General features: G+C 70.8%; 18 protein-coding genes. 5 read left to right on the forward strand and 13 right to left on the reverse strand.

The features are described 5' to 3' along the window. Nucleotides 1-7 precede the first annotated feature (7 nt). Together ACIBO8_RS21885 and ACIBO8_RS21890 are read left to right on the forward strand one after the other, a co-directional pair. Nucleotides 8-1,075 carry an ATP-dependent DNA ligase gene (locus ACIBO8_RS21885; RefSeq protein WP_396117141.1) on the forward strand — a complete coding sequence of 356 codons (1,068 nt, stop codon included), beginning with the start codon at nucleotides 8-10 and terminating at the stop codon, nucleotides 1,073-1,075. Nucleotides 1,076-1,142: 67 nt separating this feature from the next. Further along, nucleotides 1,143-2,717: an alpha/beta hydrolase gene (locus ACIBO8_RS21890; protein ID WP_396117142.1), complete on the forward strand. Its 1,575-nt coding sequence runs from the start codon at nucleotides 1,143-1,145 to the stop codon at nucleotides 2,715-2,717. Here the strand turns inward: ACIBO8_RS21890 and ACIBO8_RS21895 are convergent. Beyond that, a complete protein-coding gene (locus tag ACIBO8_RS21895; RefSeq protein ID WP_396117143.1) occupies nucleotides 2,671-3,126 on the reverse strand; it encodes a potassium channel family protein in 456 nt (151 codons plus the stop codon). The two genes, ACIBO8_RS21890 and ACIBO8_RS21895, sit on opposite strands and share 47 nt — an antisense overlap. Nucleotides 3,127-3,191: 65 nt before the next feature. Here ACIBO8_RS21895 and ACIBO8_RS21900 point away from each other — a divergent pair, with 65 nt between their 5' ends. Further along, nucleotides 3,192-3,656 (forward strand): GNAT family N-acetyltransferase, encoded by a 465-nt coding sequence (locus ACIBO8_RS21900; RefSeq protein WP_396117144.1) that lies wholly within the window; start codon nucleotides 3,192-3,194, stop codon nucleotides 3,654-3,656. Here the strand turns inward: ACIBO8_RS21900 and ACIBO8_RS21905 are convergent. The 4 genes from ACIBO8_RS21905 to ACIBO8_RS21920 form a co-directional block, all read right to left on the reverse strand. Next, a complete protein-coding gene (locus ACIBO8_RS21905; RefSeq protein WP_396117145.1) occupies nucleotides 3,640-4,377 on the reverse strand; it encodes a 2-phosphosulfolactate phosphatase in 738 nt (245 codons plus the stop codon). The two genes, ACIBO8_RS21900 and ACIBO8_RS21905, sit on opposite strands and share 17 nt — an antisense overlap. A gap of 2 nt (nucleotides 4,378-4,379) precedes the next feature. Beyond that, nucleotides 4,380-5,408, reverse strand: a complete 1,029-nt coding sequence (ligD, locus tag ACIBO8_RS21910) for a non-homologous end-joining DNA ligase (RefSeq protein ID WP_396117146.1) — start codon at nucleotides 5,406-5,408, stop codon at nucleotides 4,380-4,382. Nucleotides 5,409-5,486: 78 nt separating this feature from the next. Next, nucleotides 5,487-6,011, reverse strand: a complete 525-nt coding sequence (locus ACIBO8_RS21915) for an LPXTG cell wall anchor domain-containing protein (RefSeq protein ID WP_396117148.1) — start codon at nucleotides 6,009-6,011, stop codon at nucleotides 5,487-5,489. Between the two features lie 87 nt (nucleotides 6,012-6,098). Beyond that, on the reverse strand, nucleotides 6,099-6,587 hold the full coding sequence (locus tag ACIBO8_RS21920; protein WP_396117149.1) for a PH domain-containing protein: 489 nt from the start codon (nucleotides 6,585-6,587) through the stop codon (nucleotides 6,099-6,101). A gap of 70 nt (nucleotides 6,588-6,657) precedes the next feature. Between ACIBO8_RS21920 and msrB the strand changes: the two genes are divergently transcribed. After that, nucleotides 6,658-7,065, forward strand: a complete 408-nt coding sequence (msrB, locus tag ACIBO8_RS21925) for a peptide-methionine (R)-S-oxide reductase MsrB (protein WP_396117150.1) — start codon at nucleotides 6,658-6,660, stop codon at nucleotides 7,063-7,065. A gap of 21 nt (nucleotides 7,066-7,086) precedes the next feature. Here msrB and ACIBO8_RS21930 read toward each other — a convergent pair whose 3' ends face one another. From ACIBO8_RS21930 to ACIBO8_RS21960, 7 genes are all read right to left on the reverse strand, one after another. Then, the gene (locus ACIBO8_RS21930; RefSeq protein ID WP_396117151.1) at nucleotides 7,087-7,503 is read right to left on the reverse strand and encodes a hypothetical protein; all 417 of its coding nucleotides are present in this window, start codon (nucleotides 7,501-7,503) and stop codon (nucleotides 7,087-7,089) included. 48 nt (nucleotides 7,504-7,551) lie between these two features. After that, entirely contained in the window at nucleotides 7,552-8,019 is a 468-nt protein-coding gene (locus ACIBO8_RS21935; protein ID WP_396117723.1) for a dihydrofolate reductase, read from the reverse strand. A gap of 91 nt (nucleotides 8,020-8,110) precedes the next feature. Beyond that, the gene (locus ACIBO8_RS21940; protein WP_396117152.1) at nucleotides 8,111-8,908 is read right to left on the reverse strand and encodes a thymidylate synthase; all 798 of its coding nucleotides are present in this window, start codon (nucleotides 8,906-8,908) and stop codon (nucleotides 8,111-8,113) included. Between the two features lie 72 nt (nucleotides 8,909-8,980). Next, nucleotides 8,981-9,229: a hypothetical protein gene (locus ACIBO8_RS21945; RefSeq protein WP_396117153.1), complete on the reverse strand. Its 249-nt coding sequence runs from the start codon at nucleotides 9,227-9,229 to the stop codon at nucleotides 8,981-8,983. A 74-nt stretch (nucleotides 9,230-9,303) separates the two neighbouring features. Continuing rightward, entirely contained in the window at nucleotides 9,304-9,510 is a 207-nt protein-coding gene (locus tag ACIBO8_RS21950) for a DUF397 domain-containing protein (protein WP_396117154.1), read from the reverse strand. Between the two features lie 31 nt (nucleotides 9,511-9,541). Next, entirely contained in the window at nucleotides 9,542-10,147 is a 606-nt protein-coding gene (gene wrbA, locus ACIBO8_RS21955) for an NAD(P)H:quinone oxidoreductase (RefSeq protein ID WP_396117155.1), read from the reverse strand. Between the two features lie 72 nt (nucleotides 10,148-10,219). Beyond that, on the reverse strand, nucleotides 10,220-10,495 hold the full coding sequence (locus tag ACIBO8_RS21960) for an isoamylase early set domain-containing protein (RefSeq protein ID WP_396117156.1): 276 nt from the start codon (nucleotides 10,493-10,495) through the stop codon (nucleotides 10,220-10,222). Nucleotides 10,496-10,569: 74 nt separating this feature from the next. Here ACIBO8_RS21960 and ACIBO8_RS21965 point away from each other — a divergent pair, with 74 nt between their 5' ends. Beyond that, nucleotides 10,570-11,013 carry a GNAT family N-acetyltransferase gene (locus tag ACIBO8_RS21965; RefSeq protein WP_396117157.1) on the forward strand — a complete coding sequence of 148 codons (444 nt, stop codon included), beginning with the start codon at nucleotides 10,570-10,572 and terminating at the stop codon, nucleotides 11,011-11,013. On the opposite strand, the gene hemQ is transcribed toward ACIBO8_RS21965, so the two are convergent. After that, entirely contained in the window at nucleotides 11,010-11,714 is a 705-nt protein-coding gene (gene hemQ, locus ACIBO8_RS21970) for a hydrogen peroxide-dependent heme synthase (RefSeq protein WP_396117158.1), read from the reverse strand. The genes ACIBO8_RS21965 and hemQ overlap by 4 nt on opposite strands. Between the last annotated feature and the right edge of the window lie 49 nt (nucleotides 11,715-11,763).

The following is an 11,763-nucleotide window of genomic DNA, read 5'->3' on the forward strand; positions in this document are numbered from 1 at the left end:
TGACGGCATGGACCTGCCGATCAACCCGCCCGTGAAGCCGATGCTCGCGAAGCCGGTCGCCGAGATCCCGCCGGGGCAGCTCTACGAACCCAAGTGGGACGGCTTCCGCTCGATCATCTTCCGGGACGGCGACGAGGTCGAGATCGGCAGCCGCAACGAGAAGCCGATGACCCGATACTTCCCCGAGGTGGTCGAGGCGGTCCTGGCCACCTTCCCGGAGCGGTCCGTGATCGACGGCGAGATCATCGTCGCCGACACCGCCCGCAACACCCTCGACTTCGAGGCCCTGCAGCAGCGCATCCACCCCGCGGCGAGCCGGGTGAAGCTGCTCTCCGAGCAGACGCCGGCCGGCTTCGTCGCCTTCGACCTGCTGGCGCTCGGCGACGAGGACCTGTCCACGCGGCCGTTCGCGGAGCGGCGCGCCCGGCTCGAGGAATGCCTGGCCGCGGCGAAACCGCCGATCTACGTCACCCCGGCCACCGACGACCTGGAGACCGCGCGGCGCTGGTTCGCCGAGTTCGAGGGCGCCGGGCTCGACGGGCTCATCGCCAAGGGCAAGGACCTCGGCTACGAGCCGGACAAACGGGTCATGACCAAGATCAAGCACAAGCGTACGGCGGACTGCGTCGTCGCCGGATACCGGCTGCACAAGTCCGGCGACAACCGGATCGGTTCCCTGCTTCTCGGCCTGTACGACGAGCGGGACGTGCTGGTGTCGGTCGGCGTCATCGGCTCGTTCCCGATGGCCGTCCGCGAGGAACTGTTCCAGGAGCTGCAGCACCTGGTCACCACGTTCGACGGCCACCCGTGGAACTGGGCGGCGCACGAGTCGGGTGAGCGTACGCCCCGCAAGAACGAGGTGAGCCGCTGGAACAACGGCAAGGACCTGTCGTTCGTGCCGCTGCGCCCGGAACGGGTGGTCGAGGTGCGCTACGACTACATGGAGGGGATCCGGTTCCGGCACACCGCCCAGTTCGAGCGGTGGCGGCCCGACCGGGAGCCGCGCTCGTGCACGTACGAGCAGCTCGAGCGCCCGGTGCGATTCAACCTGGCGGACGTGCTGACGAGCCGCTGAACGAATACGCCGGGGGCAGCGCGTAGCCTCGTGCGGGAAACCGCCGCTGTGAGAAAGGCCGCGCATCGTGCCGCGTACCCCTCGTCTGGTCCTGGCCGCCCTGGCCGCCGCGGTCGTCGCGACCGCGGGCTGCACACTGCCGGTCTTCGCCCCCGAGGATTCCGACGGCGCCGCGCCGACGACGAACCACGCGGGCAAGGCCCCGCCCGCGGTCCCCGGCACGCTGGCGCAGTGGACCCCATGTCCCGAGGTGCCGCAGGAGCTGGTCGGCCGCGGGGCGCGGAACATGACGTACGACTGCGCCTCCGTCGCCATGCCGCGCGACTGGAACGCGCCGCAGAGCGGTGAGACCTACGACGTGGCGATGATCCGCATCCGCTCGAATACCCAGAAGGACCGGATCGGCTCGCTGCTCGTCAACCCGGGCGGTCCCGGCGCCTCCGGCATCGACTTCGCCGTCTACCTCTCGTTCGGCCAGGCGCTGGGCGGCCTGCCCACCGAGGTCACCGACAAGTTCGACCTCGTCGGCTTCGACCCGCGCGGCATCGGCCGGTCCAGCCCGGTCAAGTGCATCAGCGACGCCGACCAGGACGCGACGTTCGCCGCGCAGCCGGATCCGCGCTCCGACGCCGAGTTCCAGGAGGTGGCCGAGCTGAGCAAGCGGGTCGCCGAGGGCTGCGGCCAGAAGTACGGCGACCGGCTCGGCACCTTCAGCACCGAGCAGGCGGCGAAGGACATGGACGCGCTGCGCGCCGCGGTCGGGGACACGAAGACGACGTACCTCGGCTTCTCGTACGGCACGCTGCTCGGCGCCACGTACGCGCAGCTCTTTCCCGACAAGATCCGGGCCCTGGTGCTCGACGGCGCGATCGACCCGAAGCAGGACTTCGTCGCCGGCTCGGAGTCGCAGGCCAAGGGCTTCGAACGGGCCTTCACCAACTTCGCGAACTGGTGCAAAGCCACCCCGGCGAAGTGCCCGATCGCCCCGGACGCCCGCAAGGCGGTGACCGACGCGCTCGCCAAGGCCGACGCCTCCCCGGTCCGGGGCGACGACGGACGTGACGCCACCGCCGGATGGATCATGCTCGGCGTCATCTCGTCGCTCTACACCGAGACCGGGTGGCAGCAGCTCGCCAAGGCCGTCGACAAGCTGCAGGCGGGCGACGCGGAAGGCATCTTCGACCTGGCGGACCAGTACGCGGACCGCAAGAAGGACGGCAGCTACTCCAACCTCTTCGACGCCAACCTGGCCGTGAACTGCGCCGACTCCGGCCAGACCCCGACCGCCGAACGGATCCGCCAGCTGCAGGGCGAGTGGCGGGCCAAGTACCCGCTGTTCGGTCCGACGCTGGCGATGGGCATGCTGCCGTGCGCGTTCTGGCCCGGGAAGAGGGATCCGTACCCGGCCGGACCGGCGACGGGCGCCCCGCCGATCGTGGTGGTGGGCACGACCGGCGACCCCGCGACGCCGTACGAGAACACCGCCGAGCTGGCCGGCATGCTCGGCACCGGGCAGGTGCTCACCTGGGAGGGCGAGGGCCACACCGCCTACCCGAGCACCACCTGCATCGTCAGCGCGGTGGACCAGTACCTGATCAATCTGACGGTGCCGCAGAAGGGGCTGCGCTGTCCGGCACGTTGACGCCCTCGCGCTCCGCCAGCTCCTCGAGGAGCCGGCGGACCTGCCGCAGGTTGTTCTTCAGCTCCTCCTGCTCGTCGTGTTTGAAGGCGTCCTGGTCGACGATGAGCTTGCTGGCGAAGTGCGCGGTGATCAGCGGAACGACGATCAGCACCATCACCGACATGAGCAGGGCCGCCATCAGCCGGCCCTCCCACGTCTCCGGGGAGATGTCGCCGTACCCGACGGTGGATGCGGTCACCACGGCCCACCACAGCGCCTCGCCGAACGACACATCCTGCTCGAAGAAGTCGAAGAGCACCGAGCAGACGAGGATCAGCAGCAGGTACGACAGGAGCAGCGCCCGCGGCGAGTTGGCCAGCCAGACCAGCCCCCGGTAGATCTGCCGCAACGGCAGGAGCAGTAACCGCATGGCGACATCGTGCCCCGGACCCGCCACGCCGAGGCTCAGCCCGACGGGCGTGTCACGATGACCACGTGGCCGACTTGAACTTCCGTACCGCGACCCGTGCCGACGTCCCCGCGATCCTGGAACTGCTCGCCGACGACGAGATCTCCCGCTCCCGGGAGACGGCACCGACGCCCGAGTCGGTGGACGCCGCGTACTGGTCGGCGTTCGAGGCCATCGACGCGGACCCCCGCAACGAGCTGATCGTCGCCGATGCCGGCGGCGAGGTCGTGGGCACCTGCCAGCTGACCTTCACCCCGTCGCTGAGCCGCCGCGGCACCGAACGCATGACGATCGAGGCCGTCCGCATCCGCCGCGACCAGCGCGGCCGCGGCCTGGGCCGGCAGCTGATGGCGTGGTCCCTCGACCGCGCCCGGGCGCGCGGCTGCCGCCTGGCCCAGCTGACGACGGACAAGCGCCGCACGGACGCGCACCGCTTCTATGCGTCGCTCGGCTTCGAGGCCAGTCACCAAGGCTTCAAGATCGCTCTCTGACGAGGAACACGTCGCCCGAGAGGACGGGCACGCTCGGGCAGCGGTCGATCTCGGCGGCGATCTCGACGTCCTCCGGGAAGCCCTTCTCGATGAGTTCCCTGCCGCTCGCGCACGCTCGGAGCCGGGGCGGCAGCTCGTTCGCCACCGCCGTGAAGGCGGCCGCCGCGGCTTCCGCCTCGGGCGAGACGTCACGCAGTCCGGCGGTCCACAGGGCGTGGATGACGGCGCCCGCGCCCCACAGGTCCTCGACCGCCGCTCGCAGGCTGCCGTCGCCCCATTGCTCTCCGGCGGCGACGACCGCCACGGTCGCTCCCGGCGCACGCAGGATCCACTGCGCGACCGCGGAGAAGTTGCGCAAGGCCGCGCCCACGACCGTCGCCCCCCGCTCGCCGAGCAGCAGGGAGATAGTGGACCCGTTCGGCGAGGGCAGCAGGATGCGGGGCACAGGGTTCGCGCGGATGGTCGCCGGCGACAGGCTGATGTCTCCGGGCCGGGCCTCCGAGCGGCCCACCGCGAGGACCGCCTTCCGCTCGGCGGCACGGCGCGCGGCGGTCGCGTCGTTCCATCGGTACGGCAGCACCTCCGCGCCGGCCTCCACGGCGACGCTGAGCGTGGTCGTGAACGACAACACGTCCACGACGACCACCACGTCGGCGTCCTGCCCGACCGCCTGGGCGCCGGAGAGTCCCCAGTCGAACCGGAGCCGGTACGCACGTTGCACGACTATGTGCTTTTCAGGTCCCGGTCCTTCGAGGGCTGCACCCGCTTCGGCTCGCCCGGCATCTTGGGATGGTCAGGCGGATACGGCAGATCCCCGGAGCCCGCCTTCTCGTCGCGTTCCGACCACTCCAGCAGCGGCGTGATGTCGTGGGCCACGTCGTCGATGCCCACGTGCGCGTCACCGACCTCGGCGATCCGCGCCGGGACCGTCCGCAGGTCGAAGTCGTCCGGCTCGACGTCGGTCAGCTCGGCCCAGGTGACCGGGGTGGAGACGGTCGCCCGGGCGTTGGCCCGCAGCGAGTACGCGCAGGCGATCGTCCGGTCCCGGGCCATCTGGTTGTAGTCGATGAACACCTTGTCGCCGCGCTGCTCCTTCCACCAGGAGGTGGTGATGCGGTCGGGGCTGCGCCGCTCGATCTCCCGGGCGAGGGCGATCGCCGCCCGGCGTACCTGGACGAACGACCACTTCGGCTGGATGCGGACGTAGACGTGCACGCCCCGGCCGCCGGAGGTCTTCGGGTACGCCGCCCAGCCGAGCTCGTCGAGCACCTCGTGGGCCACCCCGGCCGCCGCCACCACGTCACCGAAGGCGAGCCCCGGCTGCGGGTCGAAGTCGATACGCAGCTCGTCGGGGTTGTCGGGGGCGTCGCCGCGGACCGGCCACGGGTGGAAGACGATCGTGCCCATCTGCGCGGCCCAGGCCACGTGGGCGAGGTCGGCGGGGCAGAGCTCCTCGGCCGTACGGCCGCTGGGGAAGCTGATCGTCGCGGTCTGCACCCACGACGGGACACCGCGGGTGGAGATGCGCTTCTGATAGAAGGCCTCCCCCTCGATGCCGTCGGGGAAGCGCTGCAGTGTGGTCGGCCGGTTGCGCAGGGCCCGCATGATGCCGTCGCCGACCGCGAGGTAATACTCGAAGACGTCCCGCTTGGTGTAGCCGGGGCCGGGGAAGCAGACCTTGTCCGGGCTGCTCAGCCGCACGGTATGACCCGCGACCTCGATCTCCTCGGCGGGCGTCCTGGAAGCTGCCATGGGAAGACTCTATGACCTTCGCACGACGACGGCCGTCACCTCGTGCGGAGGTGACGGCCGTCGTGGCGATGCGGACCGTCAGGCGTTGCGGCGGCGCCGGGTGTAGAAGACGGCACCGGCGCCGGCGGCGACCAGCAGGGCGCCGACGCCCATGGTCAGGCCCATCGGTGCGCCGGTCACGGGCAGGGTGCCGCCCGCGCTGACGCCGCCGCCCGGGGTGCTCTTGCTGGGCGAGGGGGTCGGCGAGGTCGCCGGCAGCTCGCCGCCCGGCGGGACGGTGTCGACGCTGGCGCTCGGGGTCGGCGACGTGGTGGTCCGCGAGGGGCTCGGCGACACGGTCGGGCTCTCCCCGCCGTAACCGCCGTGGCCCCGGGTCGGGGCGGTGGTGGTGGCGGCCGCACCCGGCGTGTCGTCGCCGGCGTACCCGTCGGTGCAGTCCCCGTCGCGCTGCCCCTCCGAGCACGGCGTGGTCATGACGGCGGGGTACTTGGCCGCAGCCTCGTCACCCGTCGCCGCGGCGGGCGCCCCGCTCAGGGCCAGGGCGGCGAGGACGGTGACGCCGGCCGCGGGCAGGACGGCGGCCAGTCGGCGCGTCAAACTCATGAGGAGCATCCGTTCTGTTGCTGTAGGTCCGTCTTTGGTCCGCTGGGAGTTTAGCGTCTTCTGCCCTATTTGCACGTAACGCCCCCCTTAGGACGGCACTCCCCCGAACCGGTGGCTCCGCCAGAGATGCGACAGCGCGGACACCTTCATCTCGAACCGCGGGTCGGCGGCGAACAACTCCCCGCTGTACGGCGCCTGCAGCTGCACACTCCCCCCGGACTCGAGGTACACCGAGACCACCGTGCGGGCACCCCGCCGCTCGGCCCGCAGGTCCACGACCCGGCTCCAAGGCTGCACACCGGCCCCGAAAGGGGTGACCGTACGGATACCGTCAGCGCCGATCTCGGTCCCGACGCGCGGCCGCAGCAGCACCCCGGCCAGCGCCCCCACCACCGGCGGCCCGAACGCCAGCACCAACCACACCCACGGCGGCGGCGCCGTGGCCTCCGTCAGGGTCAGGGAGACGACGGTGGCGAACAGTCCGGCGGTGAGCCCCACCACGGCGGCCAGCACGCCGAGATACAGACCACGGCCGAGAACCTGCTGCCAGGTGGGCCGGAATCGCGCAGCTTCCATGGGAAGCTCAACGGCCGGGGGTACGCCCGTACGCCGCACTACCGGTGCGCCGCGACGTACGGTGGAAGGCATGGCAGCTGACGAGACCACCCTTCCCACCACCGAGGACGAGTGGCGGGTCCGCCTCAGCCCCGACGAGTTCCGGGTCCTGCGCCAGGCCGGCACCGAGGCACCCTGGTCGGGCGAGTACGTGAACACCAAGACCGAGGGCATGTACCAGTGCCGCGCCTGCGGTGCCGAGCTCTACCCGAGCGACACCAAGTTCGACTCCCACTGCGGCTGGCCGTCCTTCGACGACGCCGTCCCGGGAGCCATCAAGGAGATCGAGGACCGCTCCCACGGCATGGTCCGCACGGAGATCCGCTGCGCCCGCTGCGACAGCCACCTGGGCCACGTCTTCCGCGGCGAGATGATGACCGCGAAGGACACCCGGCACTGCGTGAACAGCCTGTCGATCCGCCTCGACCCCAAGCCCTGACGCCGGGCGGCCGCCGGACGGTCAGCCGCGGGCCGCCGGGCGCCGGCCGTGGGGGTGGAGCAGGGCGTCGGTCACCGCGGCCACGATCACCGTGCCGACGGCCATGCCGATCGCCACCATCATCGCGCCGACCATGAAGAGGCCGGTCTCGTCGGCGGAGGCGGCCTGCGCCGTCCACGCGACGGTGAAGGAGACGCTCATGGCCGCCGCCGCCAACCACCGCGGCACGCCGGTCGCTACGGCGAGCACCAGCAGCACGATCAGGGTGATCACACAGCCGGCCACCTGCGGCACCGTGTACGGTCCCGACGCGACCTGGGTGACCGGGTCGATCTGGTAGCGGGTGTCGTGCCCGAGCCAGGCGAACCAGGTCAGCGCGGTCACACCGGCCAGCGCGACAGCGCCGAGCAGGGGGCGCTTGCGGAAGATCGATCTCATGCGGTCGAACCTATTCGCGCGCCGGCACCCGGGGATGAGTGCGAATACCTAACTCGGCTGCAGGTCCTCCACCATGTACCGCACGCCGTTGTCCGCGGTCTGCCAGTCGCCGGCCGCGGTGACCTGCCACTGCGAGCCCAGCGGCGGTGCGTAGGTGTCGCCCTCGACCTCCAGGTCGATCCGGGTCCGGACGATGTGGTCGGCGTGGGGCAGCAGGGCGGTGTAGACCGACTGGCCGCCGATCACCCAGAAGTCCTCGTGGCCGGCGAGCAGCTCGTCGACCGATGTGACGACGGTCGCGCCGGGCGCGGACCAGTCGGGGCGGCGCGTCAGCACGACGTTGCGCCGCCCGGGCAGGGGGCGTACCCGATCGGGCAGGGAGTCCCAGGTGGCCCGGCCCATCACGACGGTCGCGCCCATCGTCCGGTCCTTGAAGATCTTCTGCTCTCCCGGCACCCGCCAGGGAATGCCGCCGTCCGCGCCGATCACCCCGCCGCGGGCCTCGGCCCAGATCATGTGGATCACACTGTGCTCCCCGGGTATGCCCTCCTGGCCCTCACCGTCACGGCCGTCGCCACCGCACGGAGGCGCGGTCCGGTGCAGTCGGTCATACCGCTACCGGCGCCTTCAGGGCGGGGTGGTGCTGGTAGTCGACCAGGGTGAAGTCCTCGTAGCGGTAGTCGAAGAGCGACGGTGCCGGGGCGAGCTCGAGCGTCGGGAAGTCGAAGGCTTCGCGGGACAGCTGTTCGCGCACCTGGTCCACGTGGTTGGAGTAGACGTGGCAGTCGCCGCCGACCCAGATGAAGTCGCCGGGCCGGAGGCCGACCTGCGCCGCGATCATGTGCGTCAGCAGGGCGTAGCTGGCGATGTTGAACGGTACGCCGAGGAACATGTCGGCGCTGCGCTGGTAGAGCTGGCAGGAGAGCCGGCCGTCGGCGACGTAGAACTGGAACATCGCGTGGCACGGGGCGAGAGCCATCTCGGGCAGCTGGCCGACGTTCCAGGCGGAGACGATCATCCGGCGCGAGTCGGGGTCGCGGCGCAGCGTGGCCAGGAGGTCGGCGATCTGGTCGGCGTGGCCGCCGTCCGGGGTGGGCCAGGAGCGCCACTGCTTGCCGTAGACGGGACCCAGCTCGCCGTTCTCGTCGGCCCACTCGTCCCAGATGGTGACGCCGTGCTCGCGCAGCCAGCCGGTGTTGCTGTCGCCGCGCAGGAACCAGAGGAGCTCGACCGCGACCGACTTGAAGTGCACCCGCTTGGTCGTGATCAGCGGGAAGCCGCGCGACAGGTCGTAGCGCAGCCGCTCACCGAAGAGGCTGACCGTGCCGGTGCCGGTGCGGTCAGCCTTGGGTACGCCGGACTCGAGGACCCGGCGCAGCAGTTCTTCGTACTGGGTGTCGGCCATGGCCGCCACCGTAACGCGTGCCGCCGCCCGGGACGGCGACCGCCCCGGGCGAGGTGGAACACGTCGCGCCCGTCAATGGGACCAGGACTCGCTCATCGCGGAGATCTGCTGGTTCAGCTGCGCGAGATCGCGGTTCGGCTCGTCTTCCTTCGGCTTCTGGGCCTTGAAACCCAGCTGGGTGCCGAGCTGCTGCCAGCGGTCGAACAGGATGGTCTCGATGAGGACGTCCTTGACGTCTTCGTGCGCGGCCTTGAGCTCCGTGAAGGCATTCTCGTACCGCTCCACCTTTTTCAGCAGTTCAGAGCGCTCTTGATTGGTCATGTCCGCACAGTAGCGAGAAATGAACGTTCTTCGGGTTGATATCCGCAAAAGCGGGCGATGCCCGGCTTGACCCGCTACAGGTCGAACTCCCCGTCCTTGGCACCGCCGACGAAGGCGTCCCATTCCGCCGGAGTGAAGAAGAGGACGTCACCGTCCGGGCGGCGCGAGTCGCGGACCGCCACCCCGTTCGCCAGGAGCGCGACCTCGACCGCCGCGTCGTCGGACGTTGCACTGCGGCGCCACTGCGCGGCGCTCAGATCCAGCTGAAACTTCTCGGCCACGGCGGACAGTGTGCCACGCGGCCGGGAGAGATCAGGCCTTGAGCTTCTCGGCGATCCGGATGATGCGCTGCGCCATGTGGTCCAGGGCGGCGTTCTGCACGTCGGTCAGCGGCGCGTCGTTCGATCCGCCGGTGACGTGCGAGACGCCGTACGGGTTGCCGTCGGCGAACTTCAGCGGGTCCGTGTAGCCGGGCGCCACCACCACGCCGCCGAAGTGATAGATCGTGTTGTAGAGCGCCAGCAGCGTCGACTCCTGGCCGCCGTGCGAGGTCATGGACGCGGTGAAGCCGGCGTACGCCTTGTCGGCGAGCAGGCCCTGCTGCCACTGCGGGCCGAGCGTGTCGATGAACTGCTTGAGCTGGCTCGCGATGTTGCCGTAGCGGGTGGGACTGCCGAACAGCACCGCGTCGGCCCACACCACGTCGTCCGCGGTGGCCTTCGGCTCGTCCTTCGTCCGGTCGAAGTGCTGGCTCCACGCCGCGTTCGAGGCGATCGCCTCCTGGGGCGCCAGCTCCGGCACCTGGCGCAGGCGCACCTCGGCGCCCGCCTTCTCACCCGCCTGCTCGAGCCGCTCCGCCATGCCGTGAATCGTGCCGGTGGCCGAGTAGTAGATGACGGCCAGTTTCACGTTAGCCACGAGGGCCCCCTCCGTAGTTGTTTGCAACGTCAACTAACGTAGGAGGGTTCCCCGGGGCCGGAGGGCGAAACGTCAGAGAACGAGCTCGCTGCCCTGCGGGCCGACCGCGTCGGCGTGCTCGTCGTCGAGCCAGACGCCGTCGCTGGCGAGGTAGCGGAAGCGGTAGTGACCCGGACCGAGGCTCAGCGTCACGGTGCGCGTGCCGTCGCGGCGCACCTTCAGCTCGTGCTCGCCCGGCGTCCAGTCGTTGAACGTGCCGACCACGCTGACGGCGCCCTGCGGGGCGTCCTTGGGCAGGCAGAACGTCACCCGGGTCTTGTTGCCGAACAGCTTGCTCCGCTTGATCATCAGTACTCCCCCACTACCGGCCTCCGTTACCACCAACGACCGAGGACGCGACGGGTCACGCATAAGATCTGCCGATGCATCCGGAACCCCGCGACGAGATCCGGGTGGCGTCGTTCCGCGACCTCGACGTCACCACCCTGTACGCGATCCTCAAGCTGCGCGTGGACGTGTTCGTGGTCGAGCAGGAGTGCCCGTACCCGGAGATCGACGGCCGCGACGAGGAGCCCGGCACCCGGCACGTCTGGCTGGCCCGCGGCGACGAGATCCTCGCGTACCTGCGGATCCTCGACGAGGGCGGCACCGAGCGGATCGGCCGGGTGGTGACCGCGCCGCACGCGCGCAAGGGCGGCCACGCGAGCCGGCTCATCGAGCACGCGCTCACCGTCGTCGGCAACCGGCCCGCCGTGCTCGGCGCCCAGGCGCATCTGGCCGGCTTCTACGGCCGCTTCGGCTTCGTGGTGGCGGGCGACGGGTACGTGGAGGACGGCATCCCCCACGTACCGATGAAGCGTCCCTAAGGCAGCGCCGCGACGATCTCGGTGACCGAGCGACGGCGGCCGGTGTAGAACGGCACCTCCTCGCGCACGTGCCGGCGGGCGCCCGAGGCCCGCAGGTCACGCATGAGGTCGACGATGCGGTGCAGCTCGTCCGCCTCGAAGGCGAGCATCCACTCGTAGTCGCCGAGGGCGAACGCCGCGACCGTGTTCGCCCGCACGTCGGGGTAGCCGCGGGCCAGCCGGCCGTGCTCGGCGAGCATGGCGCGGCGCTCCTCGTCCGGCAGCAGGTACCACTCGTACGAGCGCACGAACGGGTACACGCAGATGTACGGCCGCGGCTGCTCGTCGGCGAGGAACGCGGGCAGGTGGCTCTTGTTGAACTCGGCCGGGCGGTGCAGCGCCATCTGCGACCACACCGGGGTCAGATGCCGTCCCAGGGCCGTACGCCGGAACAGCCCGTACGCCTCCTGCAAGGCGTCCGACGATCCCGAGTGCCACCAGATCATCACGTCGGCGTCGGCGCGCAGCCCGGCCACGTCGTACGCGCCACGGACCGTGACGTCCTTGCCCGCGAGCTGCTCGAACAGCGCGTCCACCTCGCCGGACAGCTCGTCGCGCAGCGCCGGCAACGGCGCGGTGGCCCGGAAGACGGACCACATCGTGTAGCGGATCGTCGCGTTCAGCTCGTTGATCCGGGCGGCGTTGCTCTGCCCCTCGCTCATTGCCGGCCTCCGCTCCGCGGATCGGCGCTCGTCCGCCGTCGTGGTCCGG

Origin of the sequence: Actinoplanes sp. NPDC049681, from assembly GCF_044465265.1 — a bacterium.
Lineage (GTDB): Bacteria > Actinomycetota > Actinomycetes > Mycobacteriales > Micromonosporaceae > Actinoplanes.